This window comes from Mycolicibacterium sp. XJ662, assembly GCF_053484035.1.
Genome location: NZ_JBEFTL010000002.1, coordinates 570,976 through 594,295, shown reverse-complemented (window position 1 = coordinate 594,295; position 23,320 = coordinate 570,976). Strand labels below are relative to the sequence as shown.

The 23,320-nt window shown below is 67.3% G+C and carries 18 protein-coding genes; 11 read left to right on the top strand and 7 right to left on the bottom strand.

Features of this window, described 5'->3' with window-relative positions:
- Positions 1–13: 13 nt before the first annotated feature.
- The 3 genes from ABQE93_RS10130 (at position 14) to ABQE93_RS10120 (ending at position 9,601) form a co-directional block, all read left to right on the top strand.
- The gene (locus ABQE93_RS10130; RefSeq protein WP_448406704.1) at positions 14–1,792 is read left to right on the top strand and encodes a hypothetical protein; all 1,779 of its coding nucleotides are present in this window, start codon (positions 14–16) and stop codon (positions 1,790–1,792) included.
- Between the two features lie 319 nt (positions 1,793–2,111).
- On the top strand, positions 2,112–5,615 hold the full coding sequence (gene rpoB, locus ABQE93_RS10125) for a DNA-directed RNA polymerase subunit beta (protein WP_448406705.1): 3,504 nt from the start codon (positions 2,112–2,114) through the stop codon (positions 5,613–5,615).
- 35 nt (positions 5,616–5,650) lie between these two features.
- Positions 5,651–9,601: a DNA-directed RNA polymerase subunit beta' gene (locus ABQE93_RS10120; RefSeq protein WP_448406706.1), complete on the top strand. Its 3,951-nt coding sequence runs from the start codon at positions 5,651–5,653 to the stop codon at positions 9,599–9,601.
- 133 nt (positions 9,602–9,734) lie between these two features.
- On the opposite strand, the gene ABQE93_RS10115 is transcribed toward ABQE93_RS10120, so the two are convergent.
- The 5 genes from ABQE93_RS10115 to ABQE93_RS10095 are packed head-to-tail and all read right to left on the bottom strand — an operon-like array spanning position 9,735 to position 14,197.
- Complete coding sequence (locus ABQE93_RS10115) at positions 9,735–10,730, bottom strand: YihY/virulence factor BrkB family protein (RefSeq protein ID WP_448406707.1); 996 nt, start codon at positions 10,728–10,730, stop codon at positions 9,735–9,737.
- Between the two features lie 32 nt (positions 10,731–10,762).
- Positions 10,763–11,155, bottom strand: a complete 393-nt coding sequence (locus ABQE93_RS10110) for a nitroreductase family deazaflavin-dependent oxidoreductase (RefSeq protein ID WP_448406708.1) — start codon at positions 11,153–11,155, stop codon at positions 10,763–10,765.
- Positions 11,156–11,172: 17 nt separating this feature from the next.
- On the bottom strand, positions 11,173–12,138 hold the full coding sequence (locus ABQE93_RS10105; protein ID WP_448406709.1) for a quinone oxidoreductase family protein: 966 nt from the start codon (positions 12,136–12,138) through the stop codon (positions 11,173–11,175).
- The gene (locus ABQE93_RS10100; RefSeq protein WP_448406710.1) at positions 12,135–13,574 is read right to left on the bottom strand and encodes an FAD-dependent oxidoreductase; all 1,440 of its coding nucleotides are present in this window, start codon (positions 13,572–13,574) and stop codon (positions 12,135–12,137) included. The genes ABQE93_RS10105 and ABQE93_RS10100 overlap by 4 nt, the downstream gene beginning before the upstream one ends.
- Positions 13,571–14,197: a TetR/AcrR family transcriptional regulator gene (locus ABQE93_RS10095; protein ID WP_448406711.1), complete on the bottom strand. Its 627-nt coding sequence runs from the start codon at positions 14,195–14,197 to the stop codon at positions 13,571–13,573. Before ABQE93_RS10095 ends, ABQE93_RS10100 begins: the two co-directional genes overlap by 4 nt.
- A 196-nt stretch (positions 14,198–14,393) precedes the next feature.
- On the opposite strand from ABQE93_RS10095, the gene ABQE93_RS10090 reads away from it, so the two are divergent.
- The 7 genes from ABQE93_RS10090 (at position 14,394) to ABQE93_RS10060 (ending at position 21,836) form a co-directional block, all read left to right on the top strand.
- A complete protein-coding gene (locus tag ABQE93_RS10090; RefSeq protein WP_448406712.1) occupies positions 14,394–15,149 on the top strand; it encodes a deoxyribonuclease IV in 756 nt (251 codons plus the stop codon).
- A 55-nt stretch (positions 15,150–15,204) separates the two neighbouring features.
- A complete protein-coding gene (locus ABQE93_RS10085; RefSeq protein WP_448406713.1) occupies positions 15,205–16,398 on the top strand; it encodes a phosphatase PAP2 family protein in 1,194 nt (397 codons plus the stop codon).
- Between the two features lies 1 nt (position 16,399).
- On the top strand, positions 16,400–17,608 hold the full coding sequence (locus ABQE93_RS10080; RefSeq protein ID WP_448406714.1) for a cation:proton antiporter: 1,209 nt from the start codon (positions 16,400–16,402) through the stop codon (positions 17,606–17,608).
- A 59-nt stretch (positions 17,609–17,667) separates the two neighbouring features.
- Positions 17,668–19,296, top strand: a complete 1,629-nt coding sequence (locus tag ABQE93_RS10075) for an acyl-CoA dehydrogenase family protein (protein ID WP_448406715.1) — start codon at positions 17,668–17,670, stop codon at positions 19,294–19,296.
- A gap of 112 nt (positions 19,297–19,408) precedes the next feature.
- Positions 19,409–20,347, top strand: coding sequence for a crotonase/enoyl-CoA hydratase family protein (locus ABQE93_RS10070; RefSeq protein ID WP_448406716.1), 939 nt, complete (start codon positions 19,409–19,411; stop codon positions 20,345–20,347).
- Positions 20,348–20,349: 2 nt separating this feature from the next.
- Entirely contained in the window at positions 20,350–21,081 is a 732-nt protein-coding gene (locus tag ABQE93_RS10065; RefSeq protein ID WP_448406717.1) for a PaaX family transcriptional regulator C-terminal domain-containing protein, read from the top strand.
- On the top strand, positions 21,078–21,836 hold the full coding sequence (locus ABQE93_RS10060) for a crotonase/enoyl-CoA hydratase family protein (RefSeq protein WP_448406718.1): 759 nt from the start codon (positions 21,078–21,080) through the stop codon (positions 21,834–21,836). Before ABQE93_RS10065 ends, ABQE93_RS10060 begins: the two co-directional genes overlap by 4 nt.
- An 89-nt stretch (positions 21,837–21,925) precedes the next feature.
- Here ABQE93_RS10060 and ABQE93_RS10055 read toward each other — a convergent pair whose 3' ends face one another.
- Together ABQE93_RS10055 and ABQE93_RS10050 are read right to left on the bottom strand one after the other, a co-directional pair.
- Complete coding sequence (locus tag ABQE93_RS10055) at positions 21,926–22,327, bottom strand: DUF3060 domain-containing protein (protein ID WP_448406719.1); 402 nt, start codon at positions 22,325–22,327, stop codon at positions 21,926–21,928.
- The gene (locus ABQE93_RS10050) at positions 22,324–22,698 is read right to left on the bottom strand and encodes a DUF3060 domain-containing protein (protein WP_448406720.1); all 375 of its coding nucleotides are present in this window, start codon (positions 22,696–22,698) and stop codon (positions 22,324–22,326) included. The genes ABQE93_RS10055 and ABQE93_RS10050 overlap by 4 nt, the downstream gene beginning before the upstream one ends.
- Before the next feature lie 88 nt (positions 22,699–22,786).
- Here ABQE93_RS10050 and ABQE93_RS10045 point away from each other — a divergent pair, with 88 nt between their 5' ends.
- Positions 22,787–23,320, top strand: a complete 534-nt coding sequence (locus ABQE93_RS10045; protein ID WP_448406721.1) for a DUF3558 domain-containing protein — start codon at positions 22,787–22,789, stop codon at positions 23,318–23,320.

The following is a 23,320-nucleotide window of genomic DNA, read 5'->3' as shown; positions in this document are numbered from 1 at the left end:
AAAGGGTGCGTCGATGAACGACCGGCTGCAGCGCTGGGTGAGTGCGGGTGTCCTCACCGCGGGGTTGTCGTGCGTGGTGCTCGTCGGCGCGGGAATCGCGGTGGCCGAACCGGGTTCGGGCACCGGCGCCGGTCAGCCGAGTTCGTCGCAGTCGGAATCCGAGCCGGACAGTGAGGCTGGTGTGAAGGTCGATGACGCCGTCAAGGAGGACGACGCGGAACCCGCCGCCGACGTCGAAGACGTCACCGAAGACGGCACCGACGAGTACGGCGTCACCGAGGAAGAGGACGTCGTCGAAGGAGCGGCCGAAGAAGAGGACGTCACGGTCGAGGACGTGGGGACCGAGGACGAAGAGCACGTCGTCGCCGTAGGAGACGCCGCAGAAGCGGCCGTCGTCGACGACGACGCGAGCAGCGACACCGGCACCGAGGAGCCGACGCGCAACCCGGCAGTCGCCATCGCGAACCAGGTCGAGGAACCCGAGCAGCTCGAGCAGTCCGAGGAGACCGACGAACAGACCGAGGTCACCGTCGAGCCCTTGTCCGCCGCCGAGGACGCTCCCGCCGCCGCACCCGAGCCCCGGACGTTCACGGCACCGGATGCGGAGCCCAAGTCGGCGACCACCCAGATCGAGGTGGCGACGCCGGCGTTGCCCACGCCGAAATCGCTTGTGACCAAGGTGATCAACGTGATCGGCACGATCGCCTGGAGCGTCATCGACTTCATGGTGAAGCTGGTCGTGGGCCCGCCCGCCGTGCCGCCGGGCAGCACGGTGACCGCGCGCCGCTCCACGCTGCAGATCGATTGCGGCGACGGCTACACCGCCGACGCCGACTGGTACTACCCGAAGGAAGGACAACCCGACAAGTTCATCTACTTCCAGCACGGGTTCTTGGCGCACGCGGGCGTCTACAACCTCACGCTGGCCGAGCTCGCCGAACGCAACAACGCGATCGTGGTGGCGCCGTCGATCACCTCGAATTACTTCGCCTGCGACGGGTGCAGCCTCACCGCCGACCCGATGCACGCCGCGGTGGCCCGCCTATTCGAAGGCGACCGCGAGGCTCTTGTCGCCAGTGCCAGGGCCGCAGGCTTCGAAGGGACGCTGCCCGAGCAGTTCGTCTTCGCCGGCCAGTCCGCAGGCAGCATGCTGGCCGCAGGTGCCGCCGGCTACTTCTATGACAGAGCCCCGGCCGGCGACCGGAACGACTTGGTCGGTGTCCTGCTCTACGACGGCTCGGCGGCCAACGGGGCGCTGGGTCGCGCCCTGGACAAGCTGCCGTCGTCGGTGCCGGTCCTGCAGGTCGCCGCGACCCCGTCGGTGTTCAACTACGGCGGTGGGGCGAACAAGGTGCTCACCGAGAAGCGCCCCGGCCAGTTCAACGGGGTGCAGCTGATCGGTGGGGCGCATTCGGATGCCTTCCGCAGCGACGCCTACTTCGGCCTGGTCCAGGGTTTCGTGGGGCTGGTGTTCGGCTTTTCCGCGCCGCAGAACGTCGAAGCCGTCCAGGTGCTGTCGCAGGGCTGGTTGACCGATATGTACGCCGGTCGGGTCTACGACCCGGCGACGCGCACCGGCATCTACGGCGCACCGGGCGAGCCCGGCGAGACCGTGATCGACATCCCGACCGACGCGGGTCTGGCCCGCGGCTACGTGCTGCCCGGCCCGCCACCCTCGCTGTCGCCGATCGAGTGGTTCTTCGCCCGGCTGCTGCATTCGATCAACTCCAACGACTTCATCACCCACTCGACCGACACAAAACTCCACACCAAACACCGCGTTATCTCTTGACGGAAAGGCCACGACGCGCCAGTCTGTTGGACAGCATGTGTGCACGGGTTTATGACGCCAGCCAGCGACCCCTGTGATTACGCACACGGTGGTTGAGGAATGCGCCGTCCTGCGCTATTGTTGGACGTTGCGCTGGCTGCGTCCTGCCCACCTAAACCCGCACTTGACACCGCTGTCCTAGCCTGAGCTCCGCTCGGTGATCTAGTCGCGTGCCGCTTGTTCGGGAGGCTGTGGTTCCTGGAGAGGCCAGCCGAACCGATGCAGATATCGCGGCCGTTCGGGAAAACCGGCTCACCGGTCTCCCAGATAGTCGCATGAGGTGCTGGAAGGATGCATCTTGGCAGGGTCCCGCCCAAACAAGACAGCTGTAGCTAACCCCAATAACTCCGTCCCCGGAGCACCCAACCGAATTACTTTTGCAAAGCTCCACGAACCGCTCGAGGTTCCGGGGCTTCTTGATGTGCAGACCGAGTCGTTCCAGTGGTTGATCGGCGCGGATGAGTGGAAAGAGAAAGCCAAGGCCCGCGGCGACGTGGACCCGGTCGGTGGCCTCGAAGAGGTGCTCACCGAGCTCTCGCCGATCGAAGACTTCGCCGGCAACTTGTCGCTGACGTTCACCGATCCGCGCTTCGACGACGTCAAGGCGTCGGTCGACGAGTGCAAAGACAAGGACATGACGTACGCGGCCCCGCTGTTCGTCACGGCCGAGTTCATGAACGCCGAGAGCGGCGAGATCAAGAGCCAGACGGTCTTCATGGGTGACTTCCCGATGATGACCGAGAAGGGCACCTTCATCATCAACGGCACCGAGCGTGTCGTGGTGTCGCAGTTGGTCCGCTCGCCCGGCGTGTACTTCGACGAGACGATCGACAAGTCCACCGAGAAGACGCTGCACAGCGTCAAGGTGATCCCCGGCCGCGGCGCGTGGCTGGAGTTCGACGTCGACAAGCGCGACACCGTCGGCGTGCGCATCGACCGCAAGCGCCGTCAGCCCGTCACCGTGCTGCTCAAGGCGCTCGGTTGGACCAGCGAGCAGATCACCGAGCGGTTCGGCTTCTCCGAGATCATGATGTCGACGCTGGAGAAGGACAACACCGCCGGCACCGACGAGGCGCTGCTCGACATCTACCGCAAGCTGCGCCCGGGCGAACCGCCGACCAAGGAGTCCGCGCAGACCCTGCTGGAGAACCTGTTCTTCAAGGAGAAGCGCTACGACCTGGCCCGCGTCGGCCGCTACAAGGTCAACAAGAAGCTGGGCCTGAACCCCGGTGAGCCGATCACCACGACCACGCTCACCGAAGAGGACATCGTCGCCACGATCGAGTACCTGGTGCGCCTGCACCAGAACGATCAGACGATGACGGTGCCCGGCGGCGCCGAGGTGCCCGTTGAGGTCGACGACATCGACCACTTCGGCAACCGTCGTCTGCGCACGGTCGGCGAGCTGATCCAGAACCAGATCCGCGTCGGCCTGTCGCGGATGGAGCGCGTCGTGCGCGAGCGGATGACGACCCAGGACGTCGAGGCGATCACGCCGCAGACCCTGATCAACATCCGTCCCGTCGTGGCGGCGATCAAGGAGTTCTTCGGCACCAGCCAGCTGTCGCAGTTCATGGACCAGAACAACCCGCTGTCCGGGCTCACCCACAAGCGCCGCCTTTCGGCGCTGGGCCCCGGCGGTCTGTCCCGTGAGCGCGCCGGCCTCGAGGTCCGCGACGTGCACCCCAGCCACTACGGCCGGATGTGCCCGATCGAGACCCCGGAGGGCCCCAACATCGGCCTGATCGGGTCGCTGTCGGTGTACGCGCGGGTCAACCCGTTCGGCTTCATCGAGACGCCGTACCGCAAGGTGCGCGACGGCATCGTCACCGACGAGATCGAGTATCTGACCGCCGACGAGGAGGACCGCCACGTCGTGGCGCAGGCCAACTCGCCGATCGACGACAAGGGCCGCTTCCTCGAGGAGCGCGTGCTGGTCCGTCGTAAGGGCGGCGAGGTCGAGCAGATCTCGTCGAGCGGGGTCGACTACATGGACGTCTCGCCGCGCCAGATGGTGTCGGTCGCGACGGCGATGATCCCGTTCCTCGAGCACGACGACGCCAACCGCGCCCTGATGGGTGCCAACATGCAGCGTCAGGCGGTTCCGCTGGTGCGCAGCGAGGCCCCGCTGGTCGGTACCGGCATGGAACTGCGCGCCGCGATCGACGCCGGTGACGTCGTCGTCGCCGACAAGTCCGGCGTGATCGAGGAGGTCTCGGCCGACTACATCACGGTGATGGCCGACGACGGCACCCGCTACACCTACCGGATGCGCAAGTTCGCCCGGTCCAACCACGGCACCTGCGCCAACCAGCGCCCGATCGTCGACGCCGGCGACCGGGTCGAGGCCGGCCAGGTCATCGCCGACGGACCGTGCACCGAGAACGGTGAGATGGCGCTGGGCAAGAACCTGCTCGTCGCCGTCATGCCGTGGGAAGGCCACAACTACGAAGACGCGATCATCCTCTCCAACCGCCTGGTCGAAGAGGACGTGCTCACCTCGATCCACATCGAGGAGCACGAGATCGACGCCCGCGACACCAAGCTGGGCGCCGAGGAGATCACCCGGGACATCCCGAACGTCTCCGATGAGGTGCTGGCCGACCTCGACGAGCGCGGCATCGTCCGCATCGGCGCCGAGGTCCGCGACGGCGACATCCTGGTCGGCAAGGTCACCCCGAAGGGTGAAACCGAGCTGACCCCGGAGGAGCGGCTGCTTCGTGCGATCTTCGGGGAGAAGGCGCGCGAGGTCCGCGACACGTCGCTGAAGGTGCCCCACGGTGAGTCCGGCAAGGTCATCGGCATCCGCGTGTTCTCGCGCGAGGACGACGACGAGCTGCCCGCCGGCGTCAACGAGCTGGTCCGCGTGTACGTCGCGCAGAAGCGCAAGATCTCCGACGGCGACAAGCTCGCCGGACGCCACGGCAACAAGGGCGTCATCGGCAAGATCCTGCCCGTCGAGGACATGCCGTTCATGCCCGACGGCACCCCGGTGGACATCATCCTCAACACGCACGGTGTGCCGCGACGGATGAACATCGGCCAGATCCTGGAGACCCATCTGGGCTGGGCCGCGCACAGCGGGTGGAAGGTCGAAGGTAAGCCGGAGTGGGCCGAGCAGTTGCCCGACGATCTGATGGAGGCCGAGCCGAACACCATCGTCTCGACCCCGGTGTTCGACGGCGCCACCGGTGACGAGCTGCTGGGCCTGCTGGGCTCGACGCTGCCCAACCGCGACGGCGAGAAGCTGGTCGACTCCGACGGCAAGGCGATGCTGTACGACGGTCGCTCCGGTGAACCGTTCCCGTACCCGGTGACGGTCGGCTACATGTACATCCTCAAGCTGCACCACTTGGTGGACGACAAGATTCACGCGCGTTCCACCGGGCCGTACTCGATGATCACCCAGCAGCCGCTGGGCGGTAAGGCGCAGTTCGGCGGTCAGCGGTTCGGCGAGATGGAATGTTGGGCCATGCAGGCCTACGGCGCGGCGTACACGCTGCAGGAGCTGTTGACCATCAAGTCCGACGACACCGTCGGCCGGGTCAAGGTGTACGAGGCGATCGTCAAGGGCGAGAACATCCCCGAACCGGGCATACCGGAGTCGTTCAAGGTTCTGCTCAAGGAACTGCAGTCGCTGTGCCTCAACGTTGAGGTGCTCTCCAGTGACGGCGCGGCGATCGAGATGCGTGACGGCGACGACGAGGACCTGGAGCGCGCTGCTGCGAACCTGGGAATCAACCTGTCGCGCAACGAATCTGCCTCTGTTGAGGATTTGGCCTAATAGTTTTCTAGTCCCGCAAGGGGAAAGGGAGTTACGTGTTAGACGTCAACTTCTTCGATGAGCTCCGGATTGGCCTTGCCACTGCGGAGGACATCCGTAACTGGTCCTACGGTGAAGTAAAGAAGCCGGAGACCATCAACTACCGCACGTTGAAGCCGGAGAAGGACGGCCTGTTCTGCGAGAAGATCTTCGGGCCGACTCGCGACTGGGAGTGCTACTGCGGCAAGTACAAGCGTGTGCGCTTCAAGGGCATCATCTGTGAGCGCTGCGGCGTCGAGGTGACCCGCGCCAAGGTGCGTCGTGAGCGGATGGGCCACATCGAGCTGGCCGCGCCCGTCACCCACATTTGGTACTTCAAGGGTGTGCCGTCACGGCTCGGGTATCTGCTCGACCTGGCACCCAAGGATCTCGAGAAGATCATCTACTTCGCGGCCTACGTCATCACCGAGGTCGACGAGGAGATGCGCCACAACGAGCTGTCGACGCTCGAGGCCGAAATGGCCGTGGAGCGCAAGGCCGTTGAGGACCAGCGTGATTCGGATCTGGAGGCCCGCGCGCAGAAGCTCGAGGCCGACCTGGCCGAGCTGGAGGCCGAAGGCGCCAAGTCCGACGTGCGCCGCAAGGTGCGCGACGGCGGCGAGCGTGAGATGCGCCAGCTTCGCGACCGCTCCCAGCGTGAGCTGGACCGGCTCGAGGAGATCTGGAACACCTTCACCAAGCTGGCTCCCAAGCAGCTGATCGTCGACGAGGTGCTCTACCGCGAGCTGCAGGACCGCTACGGCGAGTACTTCACCGGCGCCATGGGCGCCGAGGCCATCAAGCGGCTGATCGAGAACTTCGACATCGAGGCTGAGGCCGATTCGCTGCGCGAGACGATTCGGAGTGGCAAGGGGCAGAAGAAGCTTCGTGCGCTCAAGCGGCTCAAGGTGGTTGCGGCGTTCCAGCAGTCGAGCAACTCGCCGATGGGCATGGTGCTCGACGCGGTTCCGGTGATCCCGCCGGAGCTGCGCCCGATGGTGCAACTCGACGGTGGCCGCTTCGCCACCTCGGACCTCAACGACCTGTACCGCCGCGTCATCAACCGCAACAACCGGCTCAAGAGGCTGATCGATCTCGGCGCACCCGAGATCATCGTCAACAACGAGAAGCGCATGCTTCAGGAGTCGGTGGATGCGTTGTTCGACAACGGTCGGCGCGGACGTCCGGTCACCGGGCCGGGCAACCGCCCGCTGAAGTCGCTGTCGGATCTGTTGAAGGGCAAGCAGGGTCGGTTCCGCCAGAACCTGCTCGGCAAGCGCGTCGACTACTCGGGCCGTTCGGTCATCGTGGTCGGCCCGCAGCTCAAGCTGCACCAGTGCGGTCTGCCCAAGCTGATGGCACTCGAGCTGTTCAAGCCGTTCGTGATGAAGCGTCTGGTCGACCTGAACCACGCGCAGAACATCAAGAGCGCCAAGCGGATGGTGGAGCGTCAGCGTCCGCAGGTGTGGGATGTGCTCGAAGAGGTGATCGGCGAGCATCCGGTGCTGCTGAACCGCGCACCGACGCTGCACCGCCTCGGCATCCAGGCGTTCGAGCCACAGCTGGTGGAGGGCAAGGCGATTCAGCTGCACCCGCTGGTGTGTGAGGCGTTCAACGCCGACTTCGACGGCGACCAGATGGCCGTGCACCTTCCGCTGTCGGCGGAGGCGCAGGCCGAGGCTCGCATCCTGATGCTGTCGTCGAACAACATCCTGTCGCCGGCGTCGGGCCGCCCGCTGGCCATGCCGCGTCTGGACATGGTGACGGGGTTGTACTACCTGACCACGATGATCGACGGCGAGGCCGGCGAATACACGCCTGCCGCCAAGGATCAGCCGGAGTCGGGTGTGTACAGCTCGCCGGCCGAGGCCATCATGGCGATGGACCGCGATGCGCTTTCGGTGCGCGCCAAGATCCGCGTGCGGTTGACGCAGCTGCGTCCGCCCGCCGACATCGAGGCCGAGCTGTTCCCCGACGGCTGGAATCCAGGCGACGCCTGGACGGCCGAGACGACGCTGGGCCGGGTGATGTTCAACGAGCTTCTGCCGGTGCAGTATCCGTTCGTCAACGAGCAGATGCACAAGAAGGTGCAGGCGCGCATCGTCAACGATCTGGCCGAGCGGTACCCGATGATCGTGGTGGCGCAGACCGTCGACAAGCTCAAGGACGCCGGCTTCTACTGGGCCACCCGCTCGGGTGTCACCGTGTCGATGGCCGACGTGCTGGTGCCGCCGGAGAAGCAGGAGATCCTCGAGCGCTACGAGAAGGAAGCCGACGCGATCGAAAAGCAGTACCAGCGCGGCAAGCTCAACCACGAGGAGCGCAACGGCGAGCTGGTCAAGATCTGGCAGACGGCCACCGAAGAGGTGGGCGAGGCGCTGCGTAGCCACTACCCGTCGGATAACCCGATCATCCTGATCGTCGACTCCGGTGCCACGGGTAACTTCACGCAGACCCGCACGCTGGCCGGCATGAAGGGTCTGGTGACCAACCCGAAGGGTGAGTTCATCCCGCGTCCGATCAAGTCCTCGTTCCGTGAGGGCCTGACGGTGCTGGAGTACTTCATCAACACCCACGGCGCCCGAAAGGGTCTGGCGGACACCGCGCTTCGCACCGCCGACTCGGGTTACCTGACCCGTCGTCTGGTGGACGTGTCGCAGGACGTCATCGTGCGCGAGACCGACTGCGAGACCGAGCGTGGCATCAACGTCACGCTGGCCGAACTGCAGGGTGATGCCTTGGTGCGCGATCAGCACATCGAGACGTCGGCCTACGCACGGACGCTGGCGACTGACGCCGTCGACGCCAAGGGCAACGTGGTCGTCGAGCGCGGCCACGACCTGGGCGACCCGGCCATCGAGGCACTGCTGGCCGCGGGTATCACCGAGGTGAAGGTCCGCTCCGTGCTGACCTGCGCCACCGGCACCGGCGTCTGCGCCAAGTGCTACGGCCGTTCGATGGCGACGGGCAAGCTCGTCGACATCGGCGAGGCCGTCGGCATCGTGGCCGCGCAGTCCATCGGCGAGCCCGGCACGCAGCTGACCATGCGTACGTTCCACCAGGGCGGCGTCACCGGCGGTAGCGATATCACCGGTGGTCTGCCTCGCGTGCAGGAGCTGTTCGAGGCGCGCATCCCGCGGGACAAGGCGCCGATCGCCGACGTCTCGGGTCGGGTGCAGCTCGAAGAGGGCGAGCGCTTCTACAAGATCACCATCATTCCCGACGATGGCGGCGAAGAAGTGGTGTACGACAAGCTGTCTCGTCGTCAGCGCCTGAAGGTGTTCAAGCACGCCGACGGCACCGAGCGGCTGCTGGCCGACGGCGACCACGTCGAGGTGGGCCAGCAGCTGATGGAAGGCTCCGCCGACCCGCACGAGGTGCTGCGCGTCCAGGGCCCCCGCGAGGTGCAGATCCACCTCGTCAAGGAGGTCCAGGAGGTCTACCGTGCCCAGGGCGTGTCGATCCACGACAAGCACATCGAGGTGATCGTCCGGCAGATGCTGCGTCGCGTGACGATCATCGATTCGGGTGCGACGGAGTTCCTGCCCGGCTCGCTCACCGAGCGGTCCGAGTTCGAGTCCGAGAACCGTCGGGTGGTCGCCGAGGGCGGCGAGCCCGCGGCCGGGCGTCCGGTGCTGATGGGTATCACCAAGGCGTCGCTGGCCACCGATTCGTGGCTGTCGGCGGCGTCGTTCCAGGAGACCACTCGCGTGCTGACCGATGCGGCGATCAACTGCCGCAGCGACAAGCTGATGGGTCTGAAGGAGAACGTGATCATCGGCAAGCTGATCCCGGCCGGTACGGGTATCAACCGCTACCGCAACATCCAGGTGCAGCCGACCGAAGAGGCCCGCGCTGCGGCGTACACGATCCCGTCCTACGAGGATCAGTACTACAGCCCGGACTTCGGCCAGGCCACCGGTGCCGCGGTGCCGTTGGACGACTACGGCTACAGCGACTACCGCTAGTCACTGACGAAGAGGCCCCCGGGTACGACCCGGGGGCCTTTTCGTTGCCTGGTCTGTGGCGCGAACGTGGGTTACCCGCACGCCCCGGCACGATTTCGCGTGACACAAGCCCACACTCGGCGCGCCGGAGAGGTCAGCCAGCCCTTCGCAGCCGGCGCAGCCGCCACGGATGCTTGTCGTGTGGCCACATCTTTTCGATCTCGGCGTTGAACTCCGCACCGAGCAACACCGCGAAAGCCGTGATGTAGAGCCACAGGACGACGGCGATCGGCACGGCGAGCTGGCTGTAGACCGCGTCGTCGCGCGCACTGACCGCCAGGTAGGCGCGCAGGCCAGCCGAGGCCACCAGCCACAGGACCATCGCCAGCACCGCCCCGGGAATGTCGCGGCGCCAAGGGGTTCGCCACGGCACACCGAAGTGATACAGCGTGACCAGCCCCACCAGGATCAGCAGCGCCACCCCCGGCCAGAACAGCAGATCCAGTGCGCGCAACGTGCTGTCGGTCAACGGGTCAGGCGTCACCCACGCCACGAGGTCGGGTCCCAGGACGAGCGGCGGCAGAATCGCCACGGCACCGAGGAGCCCGGCGATGGTCAGCCCCATCGCCAGCAGCCGTCGTCGCCATGCGGGCCTGGGCTCGACCCCGTAGGCGATGGTGATCGTCTCCAGGTACCGGTTCACCGCCCGCGAGCCCGTCCACAGGCTGAGCAGGATGCCGATGGAGATCACGCTTCCGCGCGACTGGGCAAGCCCGGCCTCGACCACGCGACGGTATGACTCGAAGGTTCGTTCGGCGAGAAAGGAGCTGGGCACCTCCAGCAGCAACCGGTGCAGTTGCTCAGTGCCCTCCGGGCCGAGCGCTTCGGCGATGAACCCCAGCGAGCCGAGCACCGCAATCAGCAGCGACGGCAGCGAGATCAGCGAGAACAGCGCGACCTCGGCGGCCAGCCCGGGTACGCGGTCCCGCAATGTGTCGTTGATGGTGCGCGCGATCAGCCGTCCGGCCTGCCGCGCCGGTCGGGGCGCACGCGACAGCATGGTCAGCGCGCGTCGTTGCAGTGTCGAACGGGCGGAGGCGACCGTGTCAGCCCACGACGAGAACGGTGACCGGTCGCTTCCAGATGCCACGCTCCGAGCCTAGGGGGCGCGGCGAACGCGGGTTATCCGGATTCGCGCACGATGTCGAGGCGCAGGAATTCCGGCGCCTTGATCACCTTGCGCAGCATGAACCGGATGAACGCGGGCATATCCGTGGCGTTCTCGTCGTGGTAGACGCGCGGCGACCCGACCTGGTAGCGACGGCCGCGGGATTCGATCTCGCAGCCGTCGGTGGCCAGCACGTTGCGCACCCAGTCGGCGCCGGAGCCGTACGTCAAGGCGATGACGAACCCGCCGTGTCGCCGAAACGCCCACAGCGGCGTCCGATAGAGGCGCTGCGATTTGCGGCCGCGGTGAATGACGACCGCCCAGCCCGGCGCCCAGGGGGCGATGAACTTGGTGACCCGGTTGAGCACCTTCTTGTTGGCGCGGGCGACCCATCGTGGAGCCGGCATGGCGGAACCTCCTCTACTTACGGCACCAGGACCGTGGCGCCGACGGTGTTTCGGTCACCGATGGCGCGGTGCGCTTCGGCGGCCTTCTCCAGTGGGAACTCCTGTGCGACAGGGACGTTGAGCTGTCTGGTGGCCACATAGCCGAGGAGCCTCTCGACCGCGGTGTCTCTGCGGTCTCTGCGGGACAGCCACCCGTCGAGGGAGTACCCGGTGACCGACGCGTTGTTTTGCATCAACGCCATCGTCGGGATGTCGGCGAGTGAGCCGCTCGCTGCGCCGAAACTGACCATTCGGCCAAACGGGGCCAGGCACTCGAGGCTTCGGGTCGTCACCGCGCCGCCGACGGAGTCCAGGATGAGGTCGACACCGCGTCCGCCGGTGGCGTCGCGAACCCGTTGCGGCCAGTCGTCGCGGGTGTAATCGACAGCGGTGGCGCCTGATTCACCGATATGCCGTAGTTTGTCGGGGGTGCTGGCCGTGCCGATGACGTCAGCGCGACGCAGGCGTGCCAGCTGCACGACGAGGCCCCCGACCCCGCCCGCTGCGGCGTGCACCAGTACCGATTCGCCGGGTTGCAGGTTTCCGGCCTCCAGCAAGGTCTGGTAGGCGGTCAACCCTTGCACCGGCAGGACGGCGGCATCCGTGAATTCGACGCCGTTGGGGATCGGGACGACGTTGGCCGTTGGGGCGACGGCGTATTGCGCGTATCCGTGCTCGACCCACGCGATCACCCGGGTGCCGGGAGCCGGACCGGAGACGCCCTCGCCGAGTTCTGCTACCTCACCGGCGATTTGGAGCCCGAGCCCGACGGGCAGCGGCAGATCCTGGCCGAAGACGCCCTGGCGTTTCATGACGTCGCCGTACGCCACGCCTGCCGCCTCGACCTTGATCAGCACCTGGTCGTCACCCGGGCGGGGGACGTCGACCTCGTCGAGGTGGAGCACGTCCGGGTCGCCGAAGCCGTGCATTCTGATCGCCTTCACACGAGACTCCGTTGTCCGAGGGTCGTTTCGAGATAGGCCGATACCGCATCCGCATCGTCGGCGAGCACGGCGATGTAGCCGTCGGGCCGGACCAGCGTCAGCCCAACACCGTCTGGGACGTGGCGCACGTCGACCAGCGCGGAGTAGTCGGCCAACCGGGGCGGCGGTTCGGTGCCGTGTACCAGCAGCGTGTACTTGGTTGGGTGCAGCAGTCCGATGTCGGGGAACCGGTCACCGACGGCGATGCGGTCGTCGGTGCTGCCGCCGCTACCGTCGCGGTAGGACACGTCGAGCTGGGTCAGCGCACGACGCAACACACGCTGCAGGGCCGGGCGTGGGGTGATGTGCGGTGCGATGTGGCGTCGTGCAGCCGTGGCAATCGGGTTGCGCAGCAACGTCATCCGCGTCGCTCGCCGCGTACCCTTGACCAACCGGCGCGCGACGGGTGCGCGTTCGTCGGCGTAGGAATCCAGCAGCCGACGGTGGGCATGGCCGTTGACGACCGCGGCGAGCTTCCAACCCAGGTTGAACGCGTCCTGTATGCCGGTGTTCATGCCCTGGCCGCCGACCACGGAGTGCACATGTGCTGCGTCGCCGGCGAGGAAGACCCGGCCCACCGAATGGCGGGCGACCTTGCGCTGGTTGATTTGAAAGCGGCCCGCGTAGTGGACTTCTGCGATGCGCGCGCCCGGTGGTGCGCCGCGGTCGACGGCGGCTTGCAGTTCGTCGTAGGTCACGTCGCCGGTCGGGGTCTCGCCGGGGCGGTAGGCGATGGTGAGCCGGTGCAGCCCACCGGGCATCGGGAAGTAGGCGGCGAAGTTTCCGCGGTTGAGGAACGCGTGGAATACGTCGTGGGGCAGCGCCCAGTCCATCCGGACGTCGGCCACCGCGAAGTTCTCCTCGAACGCGGCGCCGACGAACTGCACGCCGAGCTGGTGGCGCACGGTGCTGTGGGCGCCGTCGCAGCCGATCAACCACGACGTCCGCGTCGTCTCCGTGGTTCCGTCGCCGTGTCGCAGAATCGCTTGCACCGCACCGTCATTCTGGCTCAGCGCGGTGAGCTCGGTGCTGTGCTCGACGGAGACGCCGAGGCTGTCGAGGCGCCCTCGCAGCAGCGATTCGACGCGTGGCTGTTGCAGCATCAGCAGATACGGGTATGGGCTGTCCAGGCCGTCCAAGTACAGGTGCATGAACTGCTTACCTTCGCTGAACACCTTGAAGTCGGTGACGCGCGTTCCCTCTGCGACGGCGGCGTCGGTCAAGTCGAGGCGCTCGAACAGCTCAAGTGTTCTGGGTTGCACGCCAAGGGATCTGGTTTCGGTGGTCGGGGCAGCGGCGGCGTCGATGATGCGCACCTTGACACCGCGACGGGCCAGTTCGGCCGCCATCGTCAGGCCCGTGGGGCCGGCACCGACGACGAGTACATCGAAAGTCATGAGTTCTCCTTGAAGTTCGGCGAAGTGATCGCCGCGAGTAGAAGGTCGACGTGGCTGTCGACGTCGATGGGCTGCACAGCCGAGCCCGCGCTGGGGGCCACCAGCAACACGTTGATCAACGTGTGTAAAACCAGCGGGCCCAGGAACATTCGAGACGCCGCCAAGACGTCGACGTCGCCGATCAGGCCGGCGTCCTTGCCCGCGGTCAGCAGCGCGCCGGTCAGCTGAAAGGCCCGCCGCGGCACCGACTGCCGGAAGATGTCGCCGACGTGCGGCAGTCGCGGGGTCTCGGCGATCACGATGCGCACCAGTTCGATGTAGTCGCGCTGGATGAGTTGCTCACCGAGTTCGGTCGCGAGCGACCGCAGTGCGACGCGCAGGTCGGCGATGCTGGCCGGTGCGGGGAGGTCCACGTCGGCGTCGAGCTGGCCGAGGGCGATGAGGTGCTCCAGCACATCGGCGAGGACGGCGTCTTTGTTGGGGTAGCGGGAGTACAGCGTCTCCTTGGAGACCCCGGCCTCTTTGGCCAGGGCCGCGGTGCTCACGCCGGCGAAGCCGTGCTTGAGGAACAACGTGTGGGCGGCCGCCCTGATCTGTTGGACCTTGATGTCGTCGCGGGCCATCCGAACCTCCCTCCGAACCGGACCGAACCGAACGGTACGGTTCGACGATAGCGCGGGCCGGCCGGAGCGCGCAAGGGGCTTGTCGAGGTGTCGACCGGGCCTGCCGAACGTTCCTTACCGCTCGAACTTTCGCGCATTTTTCGAGTGGTAAGGAACGTTCGCCGGACCAAAAAGGGGCGCCGCCTAGACTGGCGTCGTGCTCATCGGATCGCACGTCCACGGTGACGACCCCCTGGCCGCCGCGCAGGCTGACGGCGCCGACGCGGTGCAGTTCTTCCTCGGCAACCCGCAAAGCTGGAAGAAACCCAAGCCGCGCGAGGACGCCGAGGTGCTCAGGGCATCCAGCATCCCGCTCTACGTGCACGCGCCGTATCTGATCAACGTGGCGTCGGCCAACAACCGGGTGCGCATCCCGTCGCGCAAGATCCTGCAGGACACCTGCGACGCGGCCGCCGAGGTCAACGCGACGGCCGTCATCGTGCACGGCGGGCACGCCGACGACAAAGACTGGGACGCCGGCTTCGAACGCTGGGTCAAGGCCCTCGACTACCTCGAAACCGACGTGCCCGTCTACCTCGAGAACACCGCAGGCGGCGACCACGCGATGGCCCGCCACTTCGACACCATCGCCCGGCTGTGGGACCACATCGGCGACAAGGGCATCGGCTTCTGCCTGGACACCTGCCACGCCTGGGCCGCGGGGGAGAAGCTGATCGACGCCGTCGACCGGATCAAGGCCATCACCGGGCGCATCGACCTGGTGCACTGCAACGACTCCAGAGACGCGGCGGGATCCGGCGCCGACCGCCACGCCAACTTCGGCACCGGCCAGATCGACCCGCAACTGCTGGTCGCGGTCGTGGAGGCCGCCGGCGCGCCCGTCATCTGCGAAACCGCAGACGAGGGCCGCAAAGACGACATCGCCTTTCTGCGCGAGCACATCACGACCTGATAACCGAACCCCGGTCGAACCCGCGGTAACGGTCCGGTGAACTAGATTCAACCGAGTGTCTGCGATTGACGAGTCGTCAATTGCGTCGCAGCGTGCCCCAGAGGCGAACCAGACGCGGGAACGCCGACTCAAGTATGCGCGCCGGATCGCGGTTGCGATCTGGGCTGCGGTCGTTCTGTATCGCACGGTCACCGAGGGTTTTGCGTTCAACCGCGAGCTGGTGCTGCTCTACATCGCCACCGGGCTGCTGGCCGCGAGCATCGGTCAGGTCCGCCGCATGCTCTACGTCATCCGCGACTGGCTGCCGTTCGCGTTGATCCTGATCGCCTACGACCTGAGCAGGGGCGCCGCGGACATGATCGGGCGACCGACGCTGTGGGAGTGGCCCGTCGACGCCGATCGTTGGCTGTTCTTCGGCACGGTACCGACCGTGTGGCTGCAGGAGCAGCTCAAACAGGGCCATCCGCCGTGGTGGGAAGTGGTCCTGAGCTGCGTCTACATGTCGTTTTTCATCCTGCCGTACGTGGTGGCCGGGGTGCTGTGGCTGCGTGACCGCGAGGAGTGGAAAGCGTTTGTGCGCCTGTTCGTCGGCTTGAACTTCGTGGGCCTGGCCATCTACGCCCTGGTGCCGGCCGCGCCGCCGTGGGCAGCAGCCCGGTGCACCCCCGCCGACGTCGAGGGAGGACCGGCGTACGCGCGCTGCATGTTCGGCTCGGCGCGCGGCGTGCCCGACGGCGGTGTCCTCGGCGCGATGCAGACCAGCCAGGACGGGGCGAACCAGTGGATCGAGCGGATTGTCGGCCGCGGCTGGGGCAACCTGAACATGCACACCGCCAGCGCGCTGCTCGACGCGGGCCAAGCCAGCGTCAACCTGGTGGCGGCGATACCGTCCCTGCACGCGGGCATGACCGCGGCCATCGCGGCCTTCCTGTGGCGTCGCGTACACGGGGCGTGGCGTCCACTGCTGGTGGCCTATGTGCTGCTGATGGCCTTCACGCTGGTGTACACCGCCGAGCACTACGTCATCGACATCCTGCTCGGCTGGGCGCTGGCGGCCGCGATCATCGTCCTTCTCCACCGTTACGAGGCGTGGCGACGGGCGAGGGCGTTGCGCTCGGCGGAACGTTCGGTCGAGATGGTCCCGTTATACGACCGACCGGCCGAGCCCGTGACGGCAGTTGAGCCCCAGCCCGTCGTCGAACCGGAGCCGCGCCGCCACGACGTCGTCGCCGAACTCGACAGTCGCTGACATGGAAACGGACGTCCTGCTCACCGTCATCGGTGTCCTGGGCGTGTTCGTCGCGGCGCTGTCGGCCAAGATGCGTCGGCTGCCCATCTCCGAGCCGCTGCTGGGCCTGGCCGCCGGGGTGCTGATCGGGCCGCAGGTGCTCGACGTGGTGCGCATTCCGCTCATCACCGAAGAGCAGTCGTTGCTGCACCAGACGAGCCGGATCCTGCTGGCGGTGTCGGTGATGGCGGTGGCGCTGCGGTATCCGATCAGCGACATCCGACGCATGTGGCGCCCGGTGACCGTGCTGCTGTTGGTGGCGATGCCGGTGATGGCGGTCGTGACGGCCGCCTTGGGGTGGCTCGTGCTGTCGATCCCCGTCGCGCTGGCAGCCCTGCTGGGCGCCGCGCTATGTCCCACCGACCCGGTGCTGGCCTCGACGGTGGTGACCGGCGATGACGCCGAACGGGACCTTCCGGCGCGCAACCGTCAGATGCTGTCGCTGGAGTCCGGCGCCAACGACGGGTTGGCGTTGCCGCTCGTTCTGGTCGCCGTCGCGCTTGCCGGAGGAATGGGCGTCGGTGCCGCCGTCCGGGAGTCGCTGTGGCAGGTGTTCGGGGCGGTCGTGATCGGCGCGGCCGTCGGGTGGGCCGGCGGCAAAGCGCTCAGGTGGGGCGAGGAATACGGCGCCACCGACGCCGCGCCGGCGTTGTTCTTCACGGTGGTGCTTGCGCTCGGGATCCTGGGGGCTGCGGGGCTCTTGAGCACCGATGGCGTTCTCGCGGTCTTCGTCGGTGGTCTTGTCTTCAACGCGGTGGGCAGCGGCCGGGAACGGGCCATGGAGGTGTCGATCGACGAGGCGGTCAACCGGTTCGCGGTGATGCCCCTGTTCGTCCTGGTCGGAATCACCCTGCCGTGGCAGGCCTGGTTCCAACTCGGTTGGCCCGCACTGGTTTTGGCGGTAAGCGTGCTGCTGCTGCGACGCGTCCCCATCCTGTTGGCGCTGCAACGTCCGCTGCGGCTGCGCGTCCGGGACGCTCTCTACCTGGGATGGTTCGGCCCGGTGGGCGTCTCTGCGCTGTTCTATCTGACGTTGGAATCCGACCGCGCGGGCGTGAACGAAACGGTGCTGGCTGCCGGGTACCTCGTGTTGGTGATGAGCACGATCGCCTTCGGGCTGAGCGGAGCCCCCGGCCGCGCTCTCTATGTCTCGGCCGCGCGAAAGACGTGACCCGTCCCCGGCGCATTACATGCATTGTGCAGTTGTCGAGGAAGTGTAATAGTGGTGGTATGCCAGACACGCACGTCGTCACCAACCAGGTTCCACCCCTGCAGAACTACAACCCGGCCACGTCGCCGGTGCTCACCGAGGCGCTGATCCGCGAAGGCGGTGAGTGGGGCCTGGATGAGGTCTTCGAGCTGGGCGCGCTGGCGGGTTCGCCGCAGGCGCAGCGCTGGGGTGAGCTGGCCGACCGCAACCAGCCGATCCTGCACACCCACGACCGCTACGGGCACCGCGTCGACGAGGTCGAATACGATCCCGCCTACCACGAGCTGATGACGGTGGCGATCGCCCACGGCCTGCACGCCGCGCCGTGGGCCGACGACCGCACCGGCTCGCACGTCGTACGCGCCGCCAAGACGTCGGTGTGGACGCCCGAACCCGGCCACATCTGCCCGATCTCGATGACGTATGCCGTCGTGCCGGCACTGCGCCACAACCCCGAACTGGCCGCGGTCTACGAGCCGCTGCTGACCAGCCGGGCCTATGACCCCGAGCTCAAGGTGCCGACCACCAAGGCCGGCATCACCGCGGGCATGTCGATGACCGAAAAGCAGGGCGGCTCCGACGTGCGGGTGGGCACCACCCAGGCCACCCCCAACGGCGACGGCAGCTACTCGTTGCGCGGGCACAAGTGGTTCACCTCCGCGCCGATGTGCGACGTCTTCCTGGTGCTCGCGCAGGCCCCCGGCGGGCTCAGCTGTTTCCTGCTGCCGCGGGTGCTGCCTGACGGCAGCCGCAACCGGATGCACCTGCAGCGCCTCAAGGACAAGCTCGGCAACCACGCCAACGCGTCCAGCGAGGTCGAGTACGACGGCGCGATCGCGTGGCTGGTCGGCGAGGAGGGCCGTGGCGTGAAGACCATCATCGAGATGGTCAACCTCACCCGGCTGGACTGCACGCTGGGCAGCGCGACCAGCATGCGCAACGGCCTGACCCGCGCCATCCACCACGCGCAGCACCGAAAGGCGTTCGGCGAGTATCTGATCGACCAACCGCTGATGCGTAACGTGTTGGCCGACCTGGCTGTGGAGGCCGAAGCCGCAACGATTCTCGCGATGCGCATGGCCGGGGCCACCGACGCCGCGGTGCGCGGCGACGAACGCGAGACGCTGCTGCGCCGCATCGGCCTGGCCGCGGCCAAGTACTGGGTCTGCAAGCGCGCCACCCCGCACGCCGCCGAGGCGATGGAGTGTCTGGGCGGCAACGGCTACGTCGAGGACTCCGGTATGCCGCGGCTGTACCGCGAGGCGCCGCTGATGGGCATCTGGGAAGGCTCGGGCAACGTCAGCGCGCTGGATACGTTGCGCGCCATGGCAACTCGCCCGGAGTGCATCGACGTGTTGTTCGACGAACTGGCGACCACCGCAGGCCACGATCCGCGCCTGGACGCGCACGTCGAAACGCTGCGGCCCTCGCTGTCCGACCTCGAGACCATCCAGTACCGGGGCCGCAAGGTCGCCGAGGACATCAGCCTGGCGCTGCAGGGCTCGCTGCTGGTGCGGCATGGCCACCCCGCCGTCGCCGAGGCGTTCCTCGCGACGCGCATGGGCGGCGTGTGGGGCGGCGCGTTCGGAACCCTGCCCACCGGGCTGGATCTCGCGCCGGTCCTCGAGCGGGCGCTGGTCAAGGGATGACCCGTTACTCCCGCTCGATGACCCGTTCGTTCCGCGAGCAGACGCAGAAGGCCCCCAGAAAGGGTGAAATTGGGGCATTTTGTGTCTGCTCGCGCAAGGAGGGGCAGGCGCGATGACCCACGCGATCAGGCCCGTCGACTTCGACAACCTCAAGACGATGACCTACGAGGTGACGGGCCGCGTCGCCCGCATCACGTTCAACCGGCCCGAGAAGGGCAACGCGATCGTCGCCGACACCCCGCTGGAATTGTCGGCGCTGGTGGAGCGCGCCGACCTCGACCCGACCGTGCACGTGATCCTGGTTTCCGGTCGGGGCGAAGGGTTTTGCGCGGGATTCGACCTGTCGGCATACGCCGAGGGCTCCTCGTCGGCGGGTGGCGGCAGCCCCTACCGCGACACCGTGCTGTCGGGTAAGACGCAGGCGGTCAATCACCTGCCAGACCAGCCGTGGGATCCGATGATCGACTACCAGATGATGAGCCGGTTCGTGCGCGGCTTCGCCAGCCTGATGCACGCCGACAAGCCCACCGTCGTCAAGATCCACGGCTACTGCGTGGCCGGCGGCACCGACATCGCGCTGCACGCCGACCAGGTGATCGCGGCGGCCGACGCCAAGATCGGCTATCCGCCCACCCGGGTGTGGGGGGTGCCCGCGGCCGGGATGTGGGCGCACCGGCTCGGCGACCAGCGGGCCAAACGGCTACTGCTGACCGGTGATTCGATCACCGGCGCGCAGGCCGCCGAATGGGGTCTCGCGGTCGAGGCGCCGTCGGCCGACGATCTCGACGAACGTACCGAGCGCCTGGTCGAACGGATCGCCGCCGTGCCGATCAACCAGCTCATCATGGTCAAGCTGGCGATGAACTCCGCGCTGTACAACCAGGGCACCGCCAACAGCGCCATGATCTCGACCGTGTTCGACGGCATCGCACGGCACACCCCCGAGGGGCACGCGTTCGTCGCGCAGTCGCGCGAACACGGCTTCCGTGAGGCCGTACGCCAACGCGACGAACCGTTCGGCGATCACGGCCGGAAGGCATCGGACGTCTAGCGATGCCGAAGCTTTCGCGGATGACGGCCCGCTCCGTGGTGCTGAGCGTCCTGCTCGGCGCGCATCCGGCCTGCGCCACGGCAAGTGAACTGATCGGTCTCACCGCCGATTTCGGCATCAAGGAGTCGACGATACGGGTCGCGTTGACCCGGATGGTCAGCGCGGGAGACCTGGTGCGTGCCCCGGAGGGCTACCGGTTGTCAGAGCGGCTGCTGGCCCGGCAGCGCCGCCAGGATGACGCGCTGAACCCGCGACTGCGCGAGTGGAACGGCGACTGGACGACGCTGGTGATCACCAGCGTCGGCACCGACGCCCGCACCCGCGCGTGCCTGCGGACCGCACTGCAGCACAACAGGTTCGCCGAACTGCGCGAAGGGGTGTGGCTGCGCCCCGACAACCTCGACTTGGTGTCACCGGCCGACGTGCTCGACCGCGTGCGGGTGTTGCGGGCGCGCGACGACGACTCCGTCGCCCTCGCCGCACAGCTGTGGGACCTGTCGGGCTGGGCGGCGGTGGGCCATCAGCTGCTCGACGAAATCAACTCGGCCCCAAACATTCCCGGCCGGTTCGTCGCGGCGGCCGGTATCGTGCGGCATCTGCTGACCGACCCCGTGCTGCCCGCCGAGTTGCTGCCCGAAGTCTGGCCCGGCGCGGCGCTGCGCGAGGCCTACACGGACTTCGCCGCAAAGTTGAGTTCGCGGCGCGACACCCAACAACTGATGGAGGCGACATGAGCGGTGGAGTGCGGGTCGAACGCGACGGCGCGGTGACGACGGTCATCATGAACCGGCCCGAGGCGCGCAACGCCGTCAACGGCCCCGCGGCCGCCGAGCTGTACGAGGCCTTCGACGCGTTCGACCGCGACGACTCCGCGGCCGTCGCGGTGTTGTGGGGTGACAACGGAACATTCTGTGCGGGAGCCGACCTCAAGGCGTTCGGCACCCCCGACTCCAACCCGGTGCACCGCACCGGCCCCGGTCCGATGGGCCCGAGTCGGATGGTGTTGTCCAAACCGGTGATCGCCGCGATCAGCGGGTACGCCGTCGCGGGTGGGCTCGAGTTGGCCCTGTGGTGCGACCTACGGGTGATGGAGGACGACGCGGTGATGGGCGTGTTCTGCCGCCGATGGGGTGTGCCGCTGATCGACGGCGGCACCGTGCGGTTACCGCGCCTGATCGGCCAAAGCCGCGCGATGGACCTGATCCTGACCGGCCGCGCGGTCGACGCTCCCGAGGCCCTGGCGATGGGGCTGGCTAACCGGGTGGTGCCCAAAGGTGAAGCGCGGCAACGGGCCGAGGAACTCGCCGCCGAACTGGCCGCACTGCCGCAGCAGTGCATGCGCGCCGACCGGCTCTCGATGCTCAACCAGTGGGGTATGCCCGAAGCCGAGGCGATGGACTTCGAGTTCGGCAGCATGTCGCGCGTCGCCGCCGAGTCGCTGGAAGGCGCCGCGCGGTTCGCGGCGGGCGCCGGACGGCACGGGGCGTAGAGGCCCACTGGCGGCGCGAGCGTGCGCAAACTCGGGATGAAACGCGGCGTGTCGCCCGCAAACACGCACGCTCGCACAGAAAAGAGGCGTCAGGCCTTGGTGATCCGGTTGTCGCGGCCGGTGTCGTTGATCTTCGGGTCGCCGTCGCTGTAGGTGACGGTGTTGTTGAGCCCGACGACGCTGAGCTCCTTGTCGATCCGCTCGAACGTGATCTTGTTGTCCGCGCCGCCGATGTTGACGTTCGCGCACGTGCCCTTGACGGTCAACGTGTTGTTCGAGCCGCCGATGTTCAGCGATTTACCGTCGGCGCAGTCGATGTCGGCCGTCGTGCCGAACGAGCCGTAGTTGATGGTGTTGCCGACCTCGACTTGAGCGCCCGAGGTGCCCGCGGTCGCGGTCGGCGTGTTGGTGTCGGCGCTTTCCGAACCGCAGCCGGCGAGCACGACGGCAGCCGAAACGGCTGCTGCGGTGGCGAACAGGCGGATGCTCATGCGACGAGCCGATCGACGTGGTTGGTCATGCCCAGCTCTCGCCCGCGGTCCCACACGATCGGGGAGCCGTTCTTGTACAGCACGGTCTGATCCCAGCCGTACACGGTCACGTCGTTGACGATGTTGTCGGCTACGACGAAGTTCGAGCTGCCCTGAACCGTCACCGCATAGCAGGTTCCCAGCGCGGTGATCCGGTTGTTGGCGCCGTTGACGAACAACGTGGCGTCGTTGCAGTCGATGGTCTGCGTGACGCCCAGACCCGTCACGTGGGTGTCGCCGTGCTCCGCGGACGCCGCGGGCGCCGCCACGATCAGCGCGGGCACCGCGAGCAGGCTCGCCGTCAGTGTCCTGGCCACAACAGTCGACATCATGATCGGTAAGCGTACGTGGCGTGCGGTGTGAACGACGGCGGTTCGCACGAGTCGCCATCGGCGTCGGCGCTGGGTAGCGTGAGATGCGATGCGTTGGCGTGTCAATCAGGTTGCTGTCGTAGCGGTCGCGGCGGCGATGACCGTTGCAAGTTGCTCTTCGACCGTTAGCGGGACCGCGCAGCGGGCCCGACTCGGCGTGCCCGATCCCGACCGCAACTACGGCTACGTCAACGACCGCTGCGGGCTGCTCGCCGACGACACCGTGCAGCAGGTCCTGGACGCCGATTCCGTCGTGCGCCCCTACAGCGGCGCCGTCTGCCAATACGTGTTGATGCGCGGCGGCGCCCCGATCGACGTCACGTTCTCCTGGTTTGAATCCGGCAGCCTGGACCGCGAACGGGCGCTGGCCGACCAGCGCGGGGCCGAGATCACCGACACCGTCATCGAACGGCGTCCGGCGTTCGTGTCCCGGCGCGACGTCACCGGCGCGGCCTGTTCGGCGACCGCCGCCGCCGGCACCGGGGTGCTGAGCTGGTGGGTTCAACTGCGCGACGCAACCAGCGGCGACCCGTGCGTCGGCGCCGCAAAGCTGCTGTCGGCGACCCTGCAATCGGAGATGTGA